Origin of the sequence: Blochmannia endosymbiont of Camponotus modoc, assembly GCF_023585785.1 — a bacterium.
GTDB lineage: Bacteria > Pseudomonadota > Gammaproteobacteria > Enterobacterales > Enterobacteriaceae > Blochmanniella.
The window spans coordinates 448,790-471,762 of sequence record NZ_CP097765.1 but is presented as its reverse complement, the minus strand read 5'-3'; the positions used below and the strand labels follow the sequence as shown (position 1 = coordinate 471,762).

General features: G+C 31.5%; 19 protein-coding genes and 2 tRNA genes. 19 read left to right on the top strand and 2 right to left on the bottom strand.

Features of this window, described 5'->3' with window-relative positions; genetic code table 11:
• Window positions 1-24: 24 nt before the first annotated feature.
• Window positions 25-558: an inorganic diphosphatase gene (gene ppa / locus M9396_RS01995; protein ID WP_250241853.1), complete on the bottom strand. Its 534-nt coding sequence runs from the start codon at window positions 556-558 to the stop codon at window positions 25-27.
• Between the two features lie 200 nt (window positions 559-758).
• Window positions 759-1,730 carry an octaprenyl diphosphate synthase gene (ispB, locus tag M9396_RS01990; RefSeq protein ID WP_250256533.1) on the bottom strand — a complete coding sequence of 324 codons (972 nt, stop codon included), beginning with the start codon at window positions 1,728-1,730 and terminating at the stop codon, window positions 759-761.
• Window positions 1,731-1,924: 194 nt separating this feature from the next.
• Between ispB and rplU the strand changes: the two genes are divergently transcribed.
• The 19 genes from rplU (at window position 1,925) to M9396_RS01895 (ending at window position 22,671) form a co-directional block, all read left to right on the top strand.
• Window positions 1,925-2,257 (top strand): 50S ribosomal protein L21, encoded by a 333-nt coding sequence (gene rplU, locus M9396_RS01985; protein ID WP_250241857.1) that lies wholly within the window; start codon window positions 1,925-1,927, stop codon window positions 2,255-2,257.
• A 16-nt stretch (window positions 2,258-2,273) separates the two neighbouring features.
• Window positions 2,274-2,534, top strand: coding sequence for a 50S ribosomal protein L27 (gene rpmA, locus M9396_RS01980; protein WP_250241859.1), 261 nt, complete (start codon window positions 2,274-2,276; stop codon window positions 2,532-2,534).
• 352 nt (window positions 2,535-2,886) lie between these two features.
• Window positions 2,887-3,942, top strand: a complete 1,056-nt coding sequence (gene obgE, locus M9396_RS01975) for a GTPase ObgE (protein WP_250256532.1) — start codon at window positions 2,887-2,889, stop codon at window positions 3,940-3,942.
• 295 nt (window positions 3,943-4,237) lie between these two features.
• Window positions 4,238-4,714, top strand: a complete 477-nt coding sequence (greA, locus tag M9396_RS01970; protein ID WP_250256531.1) for a transcription elongation factor GreA — start codon at window positions 4,238-4,240, stop codon at window positions 4,712-4,714.
• Window positions 4,715-5,092: 378 nt separating this feature from the next.
• Window positions 5,093-5,719 carry a 23S rRNA (uridine(2552)-2'-O)-methyltransferase RlmE gene (gene rlmE, locus M9396_RS01965; RefSeq protein ID WP_250256530.1) on the top strand — a complete coding sequence of 209 codons (627 nt, stop codon included), beginning with the start codon at window positions 5,093-5,095 and terminating at the stop codon, window positions 5,717-5,719.
• Window positions 5,720-5,791: 72 nt separating this feature from the next.
• Window positions 5,792-7,720 carry an ATP-dependent zinc metalloprotease FtsH gene (ftsH, locus tag M9396_RS01960; protein WP_250256529.1) on the top strand — a complete coding sequence of 643 codons (1,929 nt, stop codon included), beginning with the start codon at window positions 5,792-5,794 and terminating at the stop codon, window positions 7,718-7,720.
• A gap of 131 nt (window positions 7,721-7,851) precedes the next feature.
• Window positions 7,852-8,691, top strand: coding sequence for a dihydropteroate synthase (folP, locus tag M9396_RS01955; protein ID WP_250256528.1), 840 nt, complete (start codon window positions 7,852-7,854; stop codon window positions 8,689-8,691).
• A gap of 14 nt (window positions 8,692-8,705) precedes the next feature.
• Complete coding sequence (glmM, locus tag M9396_RS01950; protein WP_250256527.1) at window positions 8,706-10,064, top strand: phosphoglucosamine mutase; 1,359 nt, start codon at window positions 8,706-8,708, stop codon at window positions 10,062-10,064.
• A gap of 148 nt (window positions 10,065-10,212) precedes the next feature.
• Window positions 10,213-10,494 carry a preprotein translocase subunit SecG gene (gene secG / locus M9396_RS01945; RefSeq protein ID WP_250241877.1) on the top strand — a complete coding sequence of 94 codons (282 nt, stop codon included), beginning with the start codon at window positions 10,213-10,215 and terminating at the stop codon, window positions 10,492-10,494.
• Window positions 10,495-10,654: 160 nt separating this feature from the next.
• Window positions 10,655-10,740, top strand: a tRNA-Leu gene (locus tag M9396_RS01940).
• 71 nt (window positions 10,741-10,811) lie between these two features.
• Window positions 10,812-10,885, top strand: a tRNA-Met gene (locus tag M9396_RS01935).
• A gap of 512 nt (window positions 10,886-11,397) precedes the next feature.
• Window positions 11,398-12,915, top strand: a complete 1,518-nt coding sequence (nusA, locus tag M9396_RS01930) for a transcription termination factor NusA (RefSeq protein WP_250256526.1) — start codon at window positions 11,398-11,400, stop codon at window positions 12,913-12,915.
• A 30-nt stretch (window positions 12,916-12,945) separates the two neighbouring features.
• Complete coding sequence (gene infB, locus M9396_RS01925; protein WP_250256525.1) at window positions 12,946-15,624, top strand: translation initiation factor IF-2; 2,679 nt, start codon at window positions 12,946-12,948, stop codon at window positions 15,622-15,624.
• A 91-nt stretch (window positions 15,625-15,715) separates the two neighbouring features.
• Entirely contained in the window at window positions 15,716-16,075 is a 360-nt protein-coding gene (rbfA, locus tag M9396_RS01920; protein WP_250241886.1) for a 30S ribosome-binding factor RbfA, read from the top strand.
• Between the two features lie 37 nt (window positions 16,076-16,112).
• The gene (truB, locus tag M9396_RS01915) at window positions 16,113-16,895 is read left to right on the top strand and encodes a tRNA pseudouridine(55) synthase TruB (RefSeq protein WP_250256524.1); all 783 of its coding nucleotides are present in this window, start codon (window positions 16,113-16,115) and stop codon (window positions 16,893-16,895) included.
• A gap of 334 nt (window positions 16,896-17,229) precedes the next feature.
• Entirely contained in the window at window positions 17,230-17,499 is a 270-nt protein-coding gene (rpsO, locus tag M9396_RS01910) for a 30S ribosomal protein S15 (protein WP_250241892.1), read from the top strand.
• 179 nt (window positions 17,500-17,678) lie between these two features.
• Entirely contained in the window at window positions 17,679-19,778 is a 2,100-nt protein-coding gene (pnp, locus tag M9396_RS01905) for a polyribonucleotide nucleotidyltransferase (RefSeq protein ID WP_250256523.1), read from the top strand.
• A 615-nt stretch (window positions 19,779-20,393) separates the two neighbouring features.
• Window positions 20,394-22,088 carry a DEAD/DEAH box helicase gene (locus M9396_RS01900; RefSeq protein ID WP_250256522.1) on the top strand — a complete coding sequence of 565 codons (1,695 nt, stop codon included), beginning with the start codon at window positions 20,394-20,396 and terminating at the stop codon, window positions 22,086-22,088.
• Window positions 22,089-22,248: 160 nt separating this feature from the next.
• Entirely contained in the window at window positions 22,249-22,671 is a 423-nt protein-coding gene (locus M9396_RS01895) for a DNA polymerase III subunit psi (RefSeq protein WP_250256521.1), read from the top strand.
• Window positions 22,672-22,973: the final 302 nt, after the last annotated feature.

Sequence of the window (22,973 nt, the reverse complement as noted above, 5' to 3'; positions counted from 1 at the left end):
CTAATATAAAATGAAAGTGTGATATTATATTTTTTTTTTAAAACGTTCAAAAGAGTTTAAAATTTCCGTTTTAGCAGCGTTAATATTGCTCCAGCCCTTTATTTTTACCCACTTCTTAGAATCTAATTCTTTGTAGTTTTTAAAAAAATGACTAATTTGATTGCGCAATAAAATTGAAAAATCATTTATATCTTTTACTAGTGAGTATTGTTCTGATATTTTCTCATGGGGCACTGCAATTATTTTTGCATCTTCTCCAGATTCATCTATCATATTAAGCATGCCTATAGGTCGGCAAAGTATTACACAACCTGATTGTAAAGGATATTGGGTAGGCACTAAGACATCTACTGGATCTCCGTCCAGAGATAAAGTATTATTAATATAGCCATAATTGCAAGGGTAAAACATAGGTGTTAATAAAAAACGATCAACGAATATTATTCCTGTTTTTTTATCAATTTCATATTTAATTGGGTCAGAATTAGCTGGAATTTCAATAATCACATATATATCTTCTGGAATATTTTTTCCCGCTGGTACTTGATTGAAATACATTTATATTGCCTATATATGTAAATAATAAACTTAAAAAACAATCATATGTTATATATGATTTATTATCAATATGTTTGTTAACATAACATAATTACGTTTATTACAGTTAATAAAAGTATTTCATGTTTATAAGCATCACAATTTTACATTTTATATATAATTTTTAGTGTCAAATGTATTTGTAATTTTAAAGTGAAAATCTAATAAATTCTTTGAATCGTATAAGCCGCTAAACTTTCTAATGCTTGTCGGTAAGGAGAAGGAGGTAAAATATCAAGACAAGAAATAGCTTTTTTGATTTCTGTTTCAGCGCATTGTCGAGTGTATTCTAATGATCCATGTTGATGCATTGTATCTAAAATTATATTTAACAAGTGACGATGGTTACCTTTTTTAATAGATTGGATTATAAGTGATGCTTGTTTTGAGGTGCTATGATGAATAGCGTGTAGCAGAGGGAGAGTAAGCTTTCCTTCATTTAAATCATTTCCGACATTTTTCCCAAATATTGTTTCTGAGGCAGAATAATCTAATACATCATCAACTAGTTGAAAGGCAATTCCCATATATCGCCCGTAATTACGCAATGCTTTTTCTTGACATGCATTGGCACCAGCTAAAATAGCAGATGATTGAGAAGCTACTTCAAATAAACGAGCAGTTTTACTATAAATAATTTTCATGTAACTATCGATAGTAATACTGGGGTCATTACAATGTGTTAATTGCAATATCTCACCTGCTGCAATTATATTGACCGCATCTGCCATCAAAGATAATATTCGCAAGGATTCTAATTCAGTCATCATTTGAAAAGCTCGTGTATATATAAAATCCCCTACTAATACACTAGCAGCATTACCAAAAATTGCATTAGTAGTTCTCCTACCGCGTCTCATGTGTGATTTATCTACTACGTCATCATGTAACAAAGTAGCAGTATGAATAAACTCTATTAATGTAGCAATAGTAACATGTTGTGTTTTTTTATAACATAACGCCCTTGCGGTCAGCAAGGTAATCATGGGTCTAATTCGTTTTCCCCCGCTATCTACAATGTATTGAACAAGTTTGTTAATTAAAGTAATTTCAGATGCTAATCGCGTGCGAATTTCTGAATTCACATCTTCCATATCTTGTTCAGTTAGTTCGGAGATTTGATCAATATTCATTAATATTATTATAAATATGAAATGTTGATGTATTTATATGTTACTTACGTATGCAATTTGATTTTTATTAAGTTAAACTACACTTGTGAGTATGCAGTAAATTTTATTATTGTGTTGAGAAACATTTTTTTTTAATGTATAAGAATATGTATAGAAATAATATCAGATTATAAACAAGAGATGGATTATTATTTATGTATGCAGTTTTTCAAACTGGTAGTAAACAGTATCGTGTTGTTGAAGGTCAAGTGATTCATATAGAACGGCTTGATATTGACATTGGTAATCACGTTGAATTTAATCAAATATTGCTTATTGAGTCTAATGAATGCCTTCATATAGGGAGTCCTTTTATAAAAAATGGACAGATTATAGCAGAAATTATAGCTCAGAGTCTTAATCAGAAGATAAAGATTATTAAATTTAGACGTCGTAAACATTTTCGTAAATTTCAAGGACATCGTCAGTGTTTTACAACAATAAAAATAATAAGCATAAACATAAGCAATTGCAATCCAAATCATTAAGAAATAAGGAATAAAAATGGCACATAAAAAAGCTGGAGGCTCTACTCGTAACGGTCGAGATTCACATAGTAAGCGTTTAGGAGTTAAATGTTTTGGAGGTGAATGTGTATCGTCAGGCACTATTATTGTGCGCCAACGAGGCAATACATTTCATCCAGGAAAATACGTAGGTTGTGGAAGGGATTATACTCTTTTTGCTTTAAAATCTGGGAAAGTTTTATTTGAAAAAAGGGGAGCATTGCGTCGTAAGTTTATTAGTATCGTTTCTCAGAAATAGAAATGTAATTTGTTAATGTTACTTAATAATTAAAATTTTTTATTTTATAAATAAAAATTAATTGCGCTCGGGTATTTTGGTAGTTGTATAGTTATAAGCGATGATTGTATTAGTATTTTAAAAATGACATATGTGTTTTTTATAAGGTTCAAGAATCATAAAAACGTTCATGTGTTCATACAGATTTGAAAGGTAAATAATTATGTATATTGATAACGATATCAGTAACAAAAATACTAAAAACGTTATTTAACAATATGGCATAAATTTTAATTATTACAAAATTTACACTAATTTATTAAGTGATAAGATGTACATACTATAAATATAGACGATATATTAGAGATATATTATGAAATTTGTCGACATGACCAATATTACGGTTATTGCTGGTAACGGAGGGAATGGATGTATCAGTTTTCAAAAATCAGGAAGAAGATCTTCTTTTTTGAAAAAACCTAATGGTAGTAATGGAGGAAATGGTGGGGATGTTTGGTTATTAGCAGATCCTAATATTAATACTTTAAATTATTTTCATTCTAATTGTGTTTTTAGAGCCGGGCATGGACAATGCGGGCGTAGCCGTGGTTGTACTGGTAAAAGAGGCAAAGATGTTATTGTGAAAGTTCCGTGGGGAACTAGAGTAAGCTATAAAAAAACAAATAAATTATTGGGAGATATGGGTATTCATCATAAGCAGTTGATGGTGGCTAAAGGAGGTCGCCATGGTTTAGGGAATGGACATTTTAAATCTTCTTTGCATCGTAAGGCACTTAATACACATGGGTCAACAGGAGAATTCCAACATTTGCTATTAGAATTGCTGCTAATAGCAAATGTTGGAATATTTGGATTACCTAATTCTGGAAAATCTAGTTTTATTCGTATAATATCATCAGCTAAACCAAAAGTGGCAGATTATCCATTTACTACATTAGTACCGTATTTAGGTGTAGTACAAATTAATAACTATGACAGATTTATTATTGCAGATATTCCTGGTATTATTAAAGGCGCTTCTCATGGTTTAGGATTAGGAATGCAATTTTTGAAGCATCTAGAACACTGTCAAATTTTACTGCATTTTATTGATATTGCGCCTGTGGATAATTCTGATCCATTAGAAAATATTATTACTATTCAGCATGAATTAAGTAATTATAATGAAAATTTAGTTAGCAAACCTTGTTGGTTAATATTCAATAAAATAGATTTGTTGGAACGAAACGTGGCGGAAAAAAGGATTAACCGTGTTATTAGTTCCTTAAAATGGAAAGGGCGCTATTACTCCATATCTTCTATGTATAATACTAATGTATTTACGCTATGTAACAGTATTATGAAATTTATTATTCATCATACTCAAAGTCAAGAATCAAATCTTATGGATACACAAGACAATGAGTAGGAATCAGGATTAGCTAATTCTATTGTTATTTTAAAACAATACACATAATATACCGTTAAGTTTAAAAAATTTTAATATCATGATATCGTAAAATTTATGATGTTTTATAAACATAGCTATTTAAAAAATACTCCATACATATTAAGAGAAATATTTTTTGATAAAGTTCTTAAAAGCTAGGTAATAACAATTTTTTTTAAAAAGATAAAAATATATAATGTTTAATTAAATCATGCTTTTGTATGTAGTGTGATTGTTTATTGTTTAAATGTATGCAATATAATAAAGGTACAACATGAAGCGCATACCAATGACTTTACGTGGAGCTGAAAAGTTGAGAGAGGAACTGGATTATTTAAAAAATGTTCGTCGCCCAGAAATTATAAAAAATATTTCCGAAGCGCGGGAGCATGGCGACTTAAAAGAAAATGCTGAGTATCATGCTGCTCGAGAACAACAAGGATTTTGTGAGGGTCGTATTCAAGAAATAGAGTCTAAGCTTTCTAATGCATATATTATAGATATTTCCAAACTAACTACTGACGATAAAATAGTTTTTGGTGCTACGGTTGGTGTTGAAAACTTGGATACAACACATAGACAAACGTATAGTATTGTAGGGGACGATGAGGCAAATCTTAAAGAACATATGATTTCTATCAATTCTCCTATTGCTAGAGGTTTGATTGGTCATAAAGAAGGAGATATTGTTCGAATTAATACTCCAAAAGGGAAAGTAAGATATAAAATACTCCAGGTTAAATATTGTTAAACATATTTTTATTTTAGTTTTTATTTTAAATTTTTTACGAAATGATAATTATGAAAGTAGAAAATTAAATTGTATTCGTAGTCGCTATATTAATTAATGTTAATAACACAAATATATGATGCTATTAACATTATTACTAATAAGTTTATATTTTTACTTTCATCTGTTTTGAAATATTTATTGTTTACAATTAGATATATTTTTTATGTACATTATTTGTAATAGTTGGAAAAATATATAAAAATTGGATATACACAAAAAATTTATTTATTTTTATGGAATTTTTATTTTTTTGTTTAAGTAAGATTGAAAGAAATACAAGTTGTCGTCATTTTATCAATGTTATTTATTCAAAAAATATTTGAGAAGTAACCTGATATGGTAAATAGAAAACGTTCTATGCGTTCTTCAGGATGGTTACAAAAACATTTCAAAGATCAGTATGTGAAAGCAGCACACAGACAGAAACTGCGGTCACGGTCTTGGTTTAAGCTTGATGCAATAAATCGCATGGATGCATTGTTTTCTACTGGTATGACAGTAATAGATTTGGGATCAGCGCCTGGTGGGTGGACGCTTTATGTAAAAAATAAAATAGGAAGGACAGGGCGTATTGTAGCGTGCGACATATTGTCTATGTGTAATATTTCTGGAGTGAATTTTTTGCAAGGAGATTGTTCTAATCCTAATATTTTCAAAATATTATGTACATGGCTAGGACAGAAACAGGTTAATGTGGTTTTATCTGATATGTCTCCTAATACAACCGGTATATCAATAATCGATGTAAGTCGGTCTATATATCTTGGGAATTTGGCGTTAAATATATGTCGTAGTGTATTAATGCGTAGAGGCGCTTTTTTAGTGAAAGTTTTTCAGGGAAAGGGTTTGGATAAATACTTGTGTGATGTGCATTCCTTATTTAACATAGTAAGGATCCGTAAGCCAGATGCCTCTAGGTCTCATTCTCGTGAGGTTTATATTGTAGCGAAAGAACGTAAGTAAACATAATTTATATGTAGATATGTTAAAATTATTTAAATTTTGTTGTAATGCGAGGTTAATCTTTTGAGTGACATGGCGAAAAATCTGGGTATCTGGTTAGTCATTGCAGTAGTCTTGATGTCTTTATTCCAGAATTTCGGGCCTAGCGACTCAAACAGTCGCAAATTGGATTATTCCACTTTTATGTATGATTTAAACCAGGATCAAGTTAAAGAAGCTCGCATTAATGGCCGTGAAATTGTGGTTATTAAAAAGGATAGTAATCGTTATATTACTTATATTCCAGTAAATGACCCGAAATTACTTGACATTCTTTTAACTAAAAAAGTTAAAGTTGTTGGGGAGCCTCCAGAAGAACCTAGTTTAATTACATCTATTTTTATTTCTTGGTTTCCGATGTTGTTATTGATTGGGGTTTGGGTTTTCTTTATGCGTCAAATGCAAGGAGGTGGAAAGGGAGCCATGTCTTTTGGTAAAAGTAAAGCACGTATGCTAACTGAAGATCAAATAAAAACTACTTTTGCAGATGTGGCAGGATGTGATGAAGCAAAAGAAGAAGTGAAAGAATTAGTAGATTATTTACGTGAACCCAGCAGATTTCAAAAATTAGGGGGAAAAATTCCAAAAGGAGTCTTAATGGTAGGACCTCCTGGCACTGGAAAAACACTTTTAGCCAAAGCTATTGCGGGAGAAGCAAAAGTTCCATTTTTTACTATTTCGGGCTCTGACTTTGTAGAGATGTTTGTCGGTGTCGGAGCATCTCGTGTTCGGGATATGTTTGAACAGGCTAAGAAAGCTGCCCCATGTATTATTTTTATTGATGAAATTGATGCGGTTGGTCGTCAGAGAGGCGCAGGTTTAGGAGGGGGACACGATGAACGTGAACAAACTCTAAATCAGATGTTAGTAGAAATGGATGGGTTTGAAGGGAAAGAAGGTATCATTGTCATAGCTGCTACTAATCGTCCAGATGTGTTGGATCCAGCTTTATTAAGACCAGGACGATTTGACCGTCAAGTAGTTGTAGGATTACCGGATATTCGGGGGAGAGAACAAATATTAAAAGTACACATCAGTCATGTACCGTTGTCATCAGATGTAGATATATTAGTGATTGCTCGAGGTACACCAGGATTCTCAGGAGCAGATTTAGCTAATCTCGTGAATGAAGCGGCGTTATTTGCTGCTCGTGACAGCAAACATATGGTATCGATGGTAGAGTTTGAAAAAGCTAAAGATAAGATTGTAATGGGTGCAGAGCGTCGTTCCATGGTGATGACAGAAGCTCAAAAAGAATCCACAGCCTATCATGAAGCTGGTCATGCTATAATTGGTAGATTAGTCCCGGAGCATGATCCGGTTCATAAAGTGACCATAATCCCTAGGGGACGTGCTTTAGGTGTAACGTTTTTTTTACCAGAAGGCGATGCAATTAGCACTAGTCGACAGAAATTAGAGAGTCAAATTTCTACATTATATGGGGGTAGACTTGCTGAAGAAATAATTTATGGCCCTAATAAAGTATCTACTGGCGCCTCTAACGATATTAAAGTAGCTACTTCTATTGCTCGAAATATGGTAACTCAATGGGGGTTCTCTGAAAAACTTGGTCCGTTATTGTATGCAGAAGAAGAAGGAGAAATATTTCTTGGTCGTTCAGTGGCGAAAGCAAAGCATATGTCTGATGAAACTGCTCGTATTATTGATCAGGAAATTAAATTTTTGATTGAAAGAAATTATATACGTGCTCGTGAGCTTTTGATAAAAAATGTGGATATTCTTCATTCTATGAAAGATGCGTTGATAAAATACGAGACGATTAATGCATCTCAGATAAATGATTTGATGGATCGAAAATCAATTAATCCTCCATCTGGATGGGAAAATAGCGTCTCTGACGCTAACAATAGTAGTAAGGAGGCTTGTGTTTCTTCTATAAAAGGGCCAAAATCAGTAGACAGCGAATCTTACAATGATAATCCTGATGCCGCATCACAATAATATGTAATAATTTTCATATAAAAACAAAAAATTGACTTACTGTTAGCTTTAAATAGTATTTTACGTTTTTGATATGAATTAGATCACCTAAATTAATTTTTTAAATAATGCTTGGAGATGTCTTTAAATTTATGACATTGATTACAAATAAACGTATTTTAGATTTTTCTGAAATTCAAATTATGGGGATTTTAAATATTACTCCTGATTCCTTTTTTGATGGAGGTAATTATTGCACCCTTCCTAAAGCAATTGATCATGTGTTTAATATGATTACTTATGGTGCTACTTGGATTGATGTCGGCGGAGAATCAACACGACCTGGATCCGATATTGTCAGTGATGAAGAAGAAGCGGATCGGGTTATACCTGTAGTACGTGCTATAGCACAGCGTTTTGATACTTATATTTCAATAAATACATCATCAGCATTAATAATACGTGAGAGCGCAGCTATCGGTGCTCATATGATTAATGATATCCGCTCTCTTACTGCTACAGGAGCGCTGAAAGCTGCATTGTATTGTAAACTGCCGGTGTGTTTAGTACATATGCAAGGAGAGCCTAATACAATGCAAAATTCTCCTATGTATTCTAATGTTACACATGCAGTAAACGAGTATTTTATTAAACAAATCACTCGTTTTGAATTAGCGGGTATTAGCAGAAATAAATTATTACTTGATCCTGGTTTTGGTTTTGGGAAGAGTTTATCACATAATTATCAACTATTAGCTAATTTGAAATATTTTCATCATTTTGGTTTACCTTTATTAGTAGGTATATCACGCAAGTCAATGCTTAGTCTTAGTTCTAATTCATATAATCCTAAACAAAGATTAATAGGCAGCATTGCTTGCGCAGTGATTGCAGCTACACAAGGCGTACAAATTATTCGCGTGCATGACGTTAAGGAAACAGCAGAAGCATTAAAAGTGGTGCGCATGATGTTGAAACAGCGATCAAAATAAGGACAAAAATTAATATGAAGCGCCGCAAATACTTTGGTACTGATGGAATTAGAGGTAAAGTTGGAAGCATTCCCATTACTCCAGATTTTATTCTGAAGCTTGGTTGGGCTGCAGGAAAAGTATTAAGTCGTTTTAGTGGGGGTAGGTCTAATTACGTTATTATTGGAAAAGATACTCGCATTTCTGGGTATATGTTAGAATCGGCATTAGAGTCAGGATTAGCTGCCGCTGGTTTGTCTGCTGCATTAACTGGTCCTATGCCTACTCCAGCTATTGCGTATTTAACTCGTGCTTTTAGAGCTGAAGCTGGCATTGTAATTTCTGCTTCACATAATCCTTTTTATGATAATGGTATTAAGTTTTTTTCTATTAAGGGTACTAAATTAGATGATGAAGTAGAGCATTCTATAGAAATAGAATTAGATAAATGTTTAACGTGTGTTGACCCAAAAGAGTTAGGAAAAGCTAGTCGTATTGTTGATGCAGCTGGTCGTTATATAGAATTTTGCAAAGGAACTTTCCCTGCTCATCTCAGTTTAAGAAAATTAAAAATAATTGTAGATTGTGCTAATGGAGCTACTTATCATATAGCTCCAAGTGTATTTCGTGAATTGGGCGCTAATGTGATTACTATTGCGTGTCGTCCAAATGGAGTTAATATTAATAAAGAAAGTGGTACTACAGATATTCGGCAATTACGTGCTCATGTATTAGCAAAAAAAGCAGATTTAGGTATTGCTTATGATGGGGATGGAGACAGGGTCATTATGGTTGATCATTTTGGAAATAAAGTAGATGGTGATCAAATGCTGTACATTATTGCTCGAGAAAAATTACATTGCAAGCAATTAACAGGTGGTATTGTAGGGACTCTTATGAGTAATATGGGGCTTGTATTGGCATTAAAACAGTTAAATATCCCTTTTATACGTTCTAATGTCGGCGATCGCTGTGTACTTGCAATGTTAAAAAAAAAGGGTTGGAATATTGGAGGTGAAAATTCCGGGCATATTGTACTTTTAGATAAAACTACCACGGGAGATGGTATTATTGTTGCTCTTCAAATATTGTCCGCAATGGTAAATAATTGCGTAAGTTTATATGAATTATGTAATGATGTGTCTTTATTACCTCAAATTTTAGTTAATGTATATTGTTCTAGTATTCAAAGCCCTTTAGAATCTGATTTGGTTAGAAAAGAAACTAAAGCAGTAGAACAGGAGTTATCTGAACAAGGACGCGTGTTATTGCGTCAGTCTGGTACTGAACCATATATTCGTATTATGGTAGAGGGAAAATGTTATGGTAAAATATTATATTTAGCAAATAGGATTGCTTCTGTAATAAGATCGGAAATAAAATCAATACAATAGTAATTTACTTCAAATATTATGCGTATATCGAATAATTGTAATATATAGGAGTTATATAGTATTTTTTATATAGAAAGAAATATTAGTAGTTGCAGAAATTATTTATTTTTTTTAAATGTAAAATGTTTATATAAGGCGATATAATGTCATGTATCAAGCTTTTTTGGTTATATTTTTAATTATAGCAATATCTCTAATCACATTGATTATGTTACAACAAAACAAAAATAATGATTCAGGAGGAATGTTTAGTAGTCGTTCTTTAGGAGATATGTTAGGTTCAGGAGGTATCAATGATGGTATAACGTGTTTAATAGTAATTTTAGCTATATTATTTTTTTTATTTAGTTTGTTACTGGGAAATATAAATAGCAAACAAAATCAAAAGTATATTCAAAACAATACACAAAATAGTCAATTACAAGATTAATAAAATTATATAAATTTTAAGCGTAATTTTTCAACAACAAATTGGTTAAAGATATCTTTTTATATGTAATAAAAAAGACATAAAATATATGTAACCAGCAATGTATATATAAATTAAAATATTACTATATGTGATTTCATATTATCGATGATTGTTAATAACCGAGGTGGTGGAATTGGTAGACACGCTACTTTGAGGTGGTAGTTCTCTTATTTGAGATTACGGGTTCAAGTCCCGTCCTCGGTATTGTTTCGTAATATAAATAATTTGCTTTTTTGGAGTTATGTGGTATACAATTCTTATTGTTTTAGTACAGGCGCGGGGTGGAGCAGTATGGCAGCTCGTCGGGCTCATAACCCGAAGGTCGTTGGTTCAAATCCGACCCCCGCAACCGTATCAAGTAGGTTGTTTTATTTATACTGTAGGAAATAATACGTTTTGTGTGTTATACTAAGCTTGACCGATCCGGGTGTTCTCGTTTGAGAATAATGGAAAAATGTTGATATTTAGATATTAGGGGCTACATAAACAATATCAATTTATTAAATTAGTTATGGTTAAATGTTTAGTTAATATTCAGAGAATATTAATAGATTTCTTTTCATGTTGATAACGTACCTATCAAATAAGTAGATCACTGATTATTTTCTATGGAAATTTCTCAAGGTTTATTAATTTCATAATATCGAATAGAATTCTGTTATATGTTACAAGGTTGTCTGATATGAATAGGACGATTAAATTAATTTGTATTAATTATAATCATAGTTTTTGTAATTGAATCGATAAATTGCAATACATTATGTTGTCAATACGATGTAGGGGTGAGTTATTTTTTAAAATTTAATTACACAATGATATACACATAATAGCTATTAAGGAAATAACGTTTGAGAAACTGGGATGAATAAAGAGATTTTGGCTGTTATAGAAGCAGTTTCTAATGAAAAAGCTGTACCTCAAGAAAAAATTTTTGAAGCATTAGAAACAGCATTGGCTGCTGCTACAAAAAAGAAATATGAACAAGATGTTGAAGTTCGTGTTGTAATTGATCGTAAATCAGGTCAGATTAATACATTTCGGAGGTGGGTTGTAGTGGAACAAGTAACTCAACCTACTAAAGAAATTACATTAGATGCAGCTCGATTTGAGAATCCAAAAGTTCAAATTTGTGATTACATTGAAGATGGCATTGAATCTATTAGTTTCGATCGTATTACAACTCAAACTGCAAAACAAGTTATTGTTCAAAAGGTACGTGAAGCTGAACGTGCAATTATTATAGAACAGTTTTTAAATCGACAGGGTGATATCGTTACAGGTATAGTAAAGAAAATTAATAGAGATAGTATAAGTATAGATTTAGGAAATAATGCTGAAGGTATTATTAATAGAGAAGAAATGTTACCGCGTGAAAATTTTAGATTGGGAGATAGAATTCGTGGTATTCTTTATTTGGTGCGACCGGATTTTAAAGGTCCTCAATTACTTATCAGTCGTACGAGGACCGAAATGTTGATTGAATTATTTCGTATCGAGGTACCTGAAATTGGAGAAGAATTAATCACAATTAAAGCCGCAGCGCGCGATCCTGGTTCACGGGCAAAAATTGCCGTTAAAACAAATGATAAGCGTATTGATCCAGTAGGAGCATGTGTAGGAATGAGAGGCGCACGGGTTCAGGCTGTGTCTGGTGAATTAGGAGGAGAACGAGTAGATGTTATATTATGGGATGATAATCCTGTTCAATTTGTTATCAATGCTATGTCTCCTGCTGATGTTGCGTCTATTGTGATAGATGAAGATAAGCATACAATGGATATTTCAGTAGAGGAATCTAATTTACCTCAAGCTATTGGAAGGAATGGACAAAACATTCGTCTAGTATCTCAATTAAGCGGATGGGAACTCAATATTATGACTGTAGATGAGTTGGAAAAGAAACGTCAAGTTGAAATATGTGCTATTATCAATATTTTTATTCATTCCTTAAATATCAGTGAGCAATTTGCTAAAATTTTAATTGATTCAGGGTTTTCTTCACTTGAGGAATTAGCTTATGTACCTATGACAGAATTATTATCAATAAAAGAATTTGATAGAAAAACAGTAGAAATAATTAGAGATCGCGCAAAAAGTGCTTTAAAGAATTTTTCTGTGACTCATAATGAAAAAGATGTTAAGGAAGATAATTATACTGCGGCGGTTATTCATCCCATTACAGGATTATTGAGATTACCTAATATTGAATATAAATTAGCATTAACATTAGTTGAACGTGGTATTTCCACATTAGAAGAGTTAGCTGAAAAAGATATTTCGGATCTTTCCGATATTGAAGGATTAACTAAAGAAAAAATTGGAGAATTAATTATGGAAGCCCGCAATATTTGTTGGTTTAATAATGATAACAAACATTAATATTATTATTCATAATAATTAAGGAAAGCCATGACAGATACCACCATACAATCGTTTGCTGCGGAAATGAAAATGTCAGTAGATCAATTAATACAATGGTTTTCATATATTGGCATTTTAAAAACAGAAATAGGTATTGTAACTCAAAAAGAAAAAGAAATTTTATTTAAGTATATGAATGATAATAAAAACGACATATCTAATAAATTAATATTACAACGAAAAATGCGTAGTATTTTAAGTGTATCTAGTGTAGGTGGTAAAAATAAAAAAGTACACATAGAGATACGAAAGAAACTTACATATGTACAATCTACCTTACAAGAGGCAGAGTTTATTGGTGTAAAAAACAAAATGGTTTTTGATGCTAATCGTGAAACATCTAATCTAACTGTAAAGAATAATAGATTGGTCAACAAAAAAATAAGTAATACTCTCAGTCCGTTATCGTTAACACAAATCTCCAAAAAAAATCATCGTTATTTTGAATCAACAGAACACAAAGAGAAAGTTATAGAAAAAATCTCTCATAAATTTGAAGAAAAGTCTTTACAAGTATCAGATGAAACTCAGTCTCTTAAAAAAAAGACTAAAAACTGTTGGGACATTGAATTAAATAATACAAATGCAATTCGTTCTAATTTAGGAGATAGTCCCAATAATAATAAAATATATTGTATGCCTGAATTGCTAGAGAAGAATAATAATCAAAAATTAGAAAATGAAAGAAGAAATCGCTCTCGTGTGCGTACGAGATATCGAAATAGCGGAAAATTAATTAAACAACATAAAAGGAGTAATCATCATCGTTTATATGAGGCAACATCTGATGAATTGGGTATAGAAGAAGAGTTGTATGTTCCGAATCGTGTTAATAAAAATAAGCGTAAACAAAGCGCATTAGTACAAGTTTTTAATAAACCTGTTCAAACAATTACTCGCGATATTATTATTGGACAAACTATAAGTGTAGCTGAATTAGCCAATAAGATGTCCATAAAAAGCTCTCGTGTCATTAAAACGATGATGCAATTGGGTATAATCGCAACGATTAATCAAATTATCGATCAAGATACTGCTCAACTGGTGGCGGAAGAGATGGGCCATAATGTTATTTTACGTCGTGAAAACGAACTAGAAGAATTAATTATGAATGATCGTGGTGATATTGATATAACAAGTTCTGGTGCTACAATCGAAAATAGAGCGCCAATAGTTACTATTATGGGTCATGTAGATCACGGAAAAACATCCCTTCTTGACAGAATTCGTTCAACTAAAATAGCCTCTTCTGAGGTAGGAGGTATTACTCAAAGCATAGGTGCATATCATGTGAGTACTAATAATGGTATGATTACTTTTCTTGATACTCCAGGACATGCAGCATTTACTGCTATGCGTGCTCGTGGGGCTCAGATAACGGATATCGTTGTGTTAGTAGTAGCCGCTGATGATGGAGTTATGCCTCAGACTATTGAAGCAATAGAGCATATTAAGGCTGCCAATGTTCCTGTGGTTGTAGCAATAAACAAGATTGACAAATCAGAAGCCAATCCTGAACGAATAAAAAATGATCTTAATAACCATGGTCTTATTCCAGAAGAATGGGGTGGCGATACACAATTTATACATGTTTCTGCTACTTCAGGAAATGGAATAGACAATTTATTAGATGCTATTTTATTGCAATCAGATATGTTAGAGTTGAAAGTTGTACATCATGGTATGGCAAGGGCCATAGTCATTGAATCTTTTTTAGATAAAGGACGTGGTCCTGTAGTTGCTGTTCTGGTACGTGAAGGTACACTAAAATGTGGTGATATAATTTTATGCGGAACAGAATATGGACGTGTTCGCGCTATGCGCAATGAATTAGGGCATGAAATTACTTCAGCTGGACCTTCAATCCCGGTTGAATTATTGGGTTTATCGGGATCACCTGCTTCTGGAGAGAGTGTAATTGTAGTTCGTGACGAAAAAAAAGCTCGGGAGGTAGCTTTGTATCGTCAAGGAAAGTCTCGTGAAATAAAATTGGCTCGTCAAAAAGAACCCAACATAGAAAATATATTTTCCAGTATCAAGAATACTAGTGTGGTTTCTGAATTAAATTTAATTGTCAAATCTGACACACAGGGTTCTTCTGAAGCTATTCGTGAATCCTTAAAAAATTTATCAACTGGTGGTGATGTAGCAATAAAAATTTTATCTTCGTCTATTGGTGGTATTACTGAAACTGATGTTGCATTAGCAGCAGCTTCTAATGCGGTTATTTTAGGATTTAATGTTAGAGCAGATCCTACTGCTCGGCGTATAATTGAATTGGATCAGTTAGATGTGCGCTATTATTCAGTAATTTATGATTTGATAGATGAAGTAAAACAAGCAGTGCATGGTATGTTAGTACCACAATATAAACATGAAATTATTGGTTTAGCAAAAGTACGCAATGTATTTCGTTCTCCAAAATATGGAAACGTTGCTGGTTGCATAGTTGTTGAGGGAATGATAAAACGTCATAAAAAAATTAGAGTTATACGAGATAATATAGTAGTGTATGAAGGTGAGCTAGAGTCGCTTCGGCGTTTTAAAGATGATGTTAATGAAGTACGCAGTGGAATAGAATGCGGTATTGGTATAAAAAATTATAAAAATATTCATTCTGGAGATATGATTGAAGTGTTTGATATAGTAAAAATACCTCATGTATAACTGAGATTAAGTGTGTTCATTATTAGATTATTCAATTGGGTGTTTATTTACATGTAATGTAAATGTTTATTTTTTTACGGAAGGTAGACAGATGTACTTTCAACATAATTATCGTACTCAGCGTATTGCTCAAGAAATACATAAGAAAATTTCTATTATCTTGCAACATAGGATCGATGATATTCGCATAGGTATACCTACTATTTCAGGGGTTCAAATATCTAAAGATTTAAAAAATGCTAATATTTTTGTGACTTTTATTGATAAAGAAGGTCCGGAGGAAATAGATACTGCTGTTATGATATTACAACGTGCTTCACGGTTTATTCGTTTTTTATTAGCTAATACTATGTGTTTACGTGTAGCGCCTATGTTATGCTTTAAATACGATTCTTCACTAATTGAAGGAGCAAAAGTATATAGTTTAATTTCTATTACAGAAAAATTATAATATAAAAGTTAAATTAATAATTGCATTAAGGTTTCTAGTGAAGCGATATAAGAATATAGGAAATCGAGATATTAATGGCATTTTATTATTAGACAAACCTAAAGGAATATCTTCTGGTTTATTCTTAAATAAGATTAAAAAATTATTTAATGCTAAAAAGATAGGACATACCGGCACTTTAGATCCGTTAGCTACAGGAATGCTGCCTGTTTGTTTTGGTAAGGCGACTAAGTTTGCTAAATACTTGTTACATTCTGATAAACGATATACAGTCAGCGCTCAATTAGGAGTAAGTACTGATACTTTTGATTCAGATGGGACGATTATTAGTGTGTCGCCTGTACAGTCAGATGATTATATATTAGAACAATGTTTAGCATCATTTAGAGGAATAAGAAATCAAATTCCTCCTATGTTTTCATCATTAAAATATCGTGGATTACCTTTATATAAATACGCCAGAAAAGGAATACATTTTCCTAGAAAACCCAGGTCGATTCATATATACAATCTGAGTCTTATTAAAAAAACAGAAAATATTATCGAATTAGATGTCCATTGTTCTACAGGCACTTATATTCGTAGTATGGTGAATGATATTGGAGAGTATTTAGGTTGCGGAGCACATGTCATAGAATTACGTCGTTTATCAGTAGGGCAGTACATTGCTTCTTCTATGATAAATATAGCAACTTTGGAAGCTATTTTTTACAATGATTCTTTTGATGATGTACAAGTGTTTTGCAAGTTAGATGCCTTCTTGACGCCAATGAATATGATCATGATTGAGTTTGCGAATATATCCAATGACAAATGTTGACATTATTTATATATGTTATTTTTGCGTCAAGAATATAAAATGGACACATTTTGATAATTGATACAGTCAAATTACGTGAACGTATGAGTGTTGATTATATGTGTTATTTGCAGTGTTTATAAGGGTTAGACAGTTTTTATTGTATGTTTTTGGATAGATACAGATAATGTACAAAATAAAGAAATATATTTTCTATTTTTATCTAATTTATTTTTTAATTAAATAGAGGAATACAATGAAAAATTGAATATTGATTCCAATTTTATTTAATTTAATTTTCAAATATAATTTATCTTCAAATTAAATATAGTTTTTTAAATAAAAGGTGTTGTCCATGTCTTGGAGTGCTGAAAAAACAAGAGAAATAATTTCTACATTTGGTCGTAACGCTAAGGATACTGGTTCTACTGAGGTACAAGTTGCTCTATTAACTGAACGTATTGATCATTTGAAACATCATTTTTTAAAACATAAAAAGGATCATCATAGTCGCCGCGGATTACTTAAGATGGTCGCTCATCGGAGAAGATTATTGAAATATTTAAAAGAAAATAACATGTTACATTATACTAATTTAATACGAAATTTAGGATTGCGTCATTAATATAATTTAGTTTGTGAAGAATATAAATATTTTGACGATATTTTTTTATTTATTGAGGAGCTTTTGAAAATAAGTTAGAAAATGAAATTTTGTTAATTTTATATTTAAGATCATGATGTTCTTATGATTATTTAGACATATTAAAAAATTATATATTAAATTATAAAAAGGATATTATTTTGTTAGATCCGATTATTCATAAATTTAAATATGGACAGCATACTGTAATTTTAGACATTGGAACAATAGCTCGTCAAGCAAATGCTGCAGTCATGGCGAGTATGAGTGATACTACAGTATTAGTTACAGTAGTTAGTTCTAATCAAGTAAGATTAGAACAAGATTTTTTTCCTCTTGTTGTAAATTATCAAGAGCGCACTTATGCTGCTGGAAAATTTCCAGGAGGTTTTTTTCGTCGAGAAGGTCGACCAAGTGAAAACGAAACGTTAACGTCTCGCTTGATTGATCGCCCTATTCGGCCGTTATTCCCTAAGGGATTTATTAATGATGTACAAGTAGTTGCTACGGTAGTATCAGTAAATCCTCAAGTAAATCCAGATATTGTAGCAATAATAGGAGTATCCGCGGCATTGAGTTTGTCTGATATTCCATTTTTTGGACCCATTGGGGCAGCTAGAGTTGGTTATATTAAAAATCAATATGTATTAAATCCAACAACGACGGAATTATCTAATAGTAAGTTAGATTTGGTGATTTCAGGGACTGAATCCAATATTTTGATGGTGGAATCAGAATCGTGTTTACTAAGTGAAAAAGAAATTTTAGACGCTATTATATTTGGTCATGAACAACAACAAATAGTGATTCATAATATTAATAAATTAGTTAAAAAAGTTGGAAAAACTAAGTATTCTTGGAACGAAAAGGAAGTTAATATATCTTTAAAAACGTATTTATCTGAATTGTATGAGTCTCGTTTGCAAGATACATATTGTTTTTTTGATAAGAAGGAGCGTCATACTCAAGTTGATGGCATTAAGAAAGATATAGTAAAAACCGTTCTTAGTAGCTACCAGCATTCCGCTGTAGATGAAAAAGAAATAATGTATCTTTTAAATTACTTAGAAGCGCAATCAATTCGTTATCGTATTTTAACGAACAAATTACGTGTTGATGGACGTTCGCAAGATACAATTCGGAAAATAGATATAAAAACAGGCATATTACCACGTACTCATGGATCAGCATTATTTACTAGAGGCGATACTCAAGCGCTGGTTGTTGTTACGCTTGGCACAGAACGCGATGCACAGAATATTGATGGATTAACTGGTATTCGTGCGGATAGATTTTTATTACACTATAATTTTCCACCATATTGTGTGGGTGAAATAGGTGTCATAGGAGCTCCAAAAAGAAGAGAAATAGGACATGGACGTTTAGCCAAACGAGGTATGTTAGCAGTTATGCCTAATGCTAATGAGTTTCCGTATACAATACGTGTAGTGTCAGAAATCACTGAATCTAATGGATCGTCCTCTATGGCATCTATTTGTGGTACATCGTTAGCGTTGATGGATGCTGGAGTGCCGATTAAAGCAGCAGTTGCTGGTGTTGCTATGGGTTTGATTAAGGAAGGAAACGATTTTGTGGTATTATCTGATATTGTTAGCGATGAAGATCATATTGGAGATATGGATTTTAAAGTATCTGGTAGTCGTCAAGGTATCACGGCATTGCAAATGGATATTAAAACGGATGGGATTACTTATGATATAATAAATATTGCGCTACAAAAAGCAAAAAATGCTCGACTGCAAATATTAGATATTATGGAACAGATTATTAAGTTTCCTAATCAGGAAATTTCTAAATTTGCTCCCAGGATATATAGCATTAAAGTTAATCCAGATAAAATTAAAGATGTTATAGGAAAAGGAGGATCAGTTATTCGCTCATTGACTGAAGAAACTAATACTATTATTGATATTGAAGATAATGGCATCATAAAAATAGTTGCTTTAGATTATGACAAAGCAAAACAAGCTATTCGTAGAATTAACGATATCACTGCAAACATTGAAATAGGAGCCATTTATACTGGAAAAGTTAGTCACATTGTGGAATTTGGAGCATTTGTTACTATCCTTTCTGGAAAAGAAGGATTAGTTCACATTTCCCAGATTTCTGAAAGAAGAATAAATAAAGTAACTGATTATTTGAAATTAGGACAAGAAGTACTAGTAAAAGTGTTAGAAATAGATCGTCAGGGACGAATTCGATTGAGTATGAAAGGGGTACATCAAGTGAGCGCATAGTATTTTACTGTGATAAAATTTTATATGTTTACGTATGTGAGATAATTGTAGTTGCGTGGTTGATTACATAGAAAAGATCGGTGACGATTCATGTAGCTAGGTTCTAGGTTGGGTGTTGAAATTTATAGCAATAAAAAAATCATATATAATATTAAGGCATATATAAGGGTATATATAAGGTATATAATACAATTAAGTAAGATAGTGCATATTATCATTTAAAAAATAAATCAAATCAAATCATTTGATGCTTAATAGAATAAAATTCTAATACAAGATAAATATGGGTACTAAGGAAATAAATCAATTGAATTAGTGATACACTATTACATAACTTATACAAAATATATATGGTTAATATTTCATAGCATCTCAAGAATTAATGTTTTTTCTTCTTTATGAAATGGAATTTATACTCGTATTCATGAAGTTATAATCAATATTGTTAATTTTATTTTAATTTGTAGTTATTGCAAGCGCAGGATATGTATGACGAGAGCGTTGTTATTAAAATAACTTTAATCCGTCTGTATGTGTATTCTTTTTATATTTTTTAAAAGGGTTTTGATGTGTATTTTATACAGTTAATTGTTTATTAAAATGAGGTAATCACAGATGTCGAAAACCGCAGACTCTTTTATAGATTTAGGATTAAATCGTTATATTGTCAATGTTTTACATGATGTGGGGTATGAAAAACCTTTACCGATTCAAATTCAATGCATTCCATATTTATTAGCTGGATATGATGTGTTAGGAATGGCGCATACAGGTAGCGGAAAAACTGCGGCATTTGTTTTACCATTATTACATAATATTGATATTAACAATTCTTGTTCTCAGGGTTTAATTATAACGCCTACTCGAGAGTTAGCGATACAAATTGGGAGAGTGTGTTCTAATTTTTCAAGATATATGAAAAAAATAAATGTTGTTACTTTATATGGAGGGCAAAGTTATGGCATTCAATTAAGTGCTTTAAATAAGAGACCTCATATTATAGTAAGTACTCCAGGTAGACTAATAGATCATTTAAACCGTGGCACTGCTAATTTATCGCAACTAAAAACTTTAGTGATAGATGAAGCTGATGAAATGTTGCGTATGGGATTTATTGAAGATGTAGAGCGTATCATTAAAAATATTCCAGTTAAACGTCAAACAGCATTATTTTCTGCTACTTTACCTATGGGTATTCGTCGTATAAGTTATCGATTTATGAATAATCCAAAAGAAGTATTTATTCATTCTAATACTAGCATGTGTGCTAATATTAGACAAAGTTATTGGTTAGTGCATGCAGGAATCGCTAAACATGACGCTTTAATGCGTTTTTTAGAAACAGAAGATTTTGATGCAGCTATTGTTTTTGTTCGTACTAAATATGCAACGCTAGAGATTTCCGAAATATTAGAGAGATTTGGTTACAATAGTGCAGCTTTGAATGGAGATATGAATCAAACAGTACGACATCAGACGTTAGATCGATTAAGGCATGGTAAATTAGATATTCTTATAGCTACTGATGTTGCTGCACGTGGATTAGATGTGCATCGTATTAGTTTAGTAATAAATTATGATATACCAATAAATTCTGATGCCTATATACATCGTATAGGCAGAACTGGTAGAGCAGGACGCATGGGAAAATCTTTATTATTTGTAGAGCAGAAAGAATGTCGTTTGTTGCGTCATATTGAACGTAAAATAAACTTAAAAATTCCAGAGGTTCAGTATCCTACCTCTAAAACTTTATTTGATTGTCGATTATTGAGATTTACGAATAAAGTAGAATATCAATTAAGTACTGAGAATGATGATTTGGATGTATATCGAGCTCTATTACCCCAAATAAAACCTAGAAGAGACTTGACAACGGAAAATTTAGCAGCGGTTTTGCTGAAAATAGCGCAAGGAAATCGTCCATTGGTATTACCTCCAGATCCGATTGTTAAAAATAAATCAGTTTCTAAAATGCGTATAAATAGTAATCGTCAAAATTATAGAGCTATTAAAACTAGGTTGCAATCTAAAATTGCTGATAATATGGATGCTTATCACATATCAGTAGGGCGTAATGATGGAGTTAAAATACGTCATATTATTAGAGTACTTTCGAATAATATTGCTAATATTCGTTATCACGAAATAGGTAATATTAAATTATTTTCTTTTCATGCTATTATTGAGTTAGACAAAGGGCTATCTAGTAACAAAATACTAACGCAGTTGTCTCATGCACGTATTTTAAATAAACCAATAAATATGAAATTCTTAGGTAGTATGTCTTCGTGTAATGATGTACATTGACAAAAAACATTTAATTGGAAATATATATGATTCAGATAAAATAACATCATTCTAAATTAATTATTTTTTAGTATATATGTTAAATATATAAACATTATTGTCAGAATAAATTATTGATATTATCATTTACTAAATAATAATATGTTAAATATGAATGATTATGCTTACTAATAATAGAAATAAACCACATGCGTTTATTTTTCAGGAATTAGGTATTACGCTTTGGAAGTTACGATATCCTGTAGTTTTAGACAACATAAATCCGATTAAGTTATGGCCATGTCTTCGTTTAGTATTAATATCATCGGATTTTCCGATATCATTAGATGATCCTTTTGTTAAAGATGTTATACGTGCTATGCAGATTAATCCTAGAGAAGTATACGCGTTGACTACTAACCAAATTAAAATTTTAATTATTCCATCAGAATTTTCTTGTTATTGTTGGTGGATTGGTACTAAAGTATTAAATAATTTGAACGGTATATGTCTAATCACTCCATCTTTGCCAATATTAAAATGTGATATTCACGCAAAGCGTGATTTATGGCGACAAATTAGTGGTATTAGACTAAATACTTAAATTATTTAATCAATATTTATCGGTAATAAAAAAAATATATTAAAAATAATACAGTGATATTATCTTGATTTTTTTAATTTTTTAAAATTACATGCACACAATTTATCTTACAACATATTGATAATTTGACGTAATGTAAATAAAAATTTATTAGATAAATAGCATTTATGTCCTGATTCTATTGAATTATATTAATTTTAAAATTAACAATAATTATTAATTGCTAGAGTATTTATAATATGAATGTAAACTATATGCGTGATTTTTACTAAAAACGTCAAGAATTATTTCCAATAAAAAAT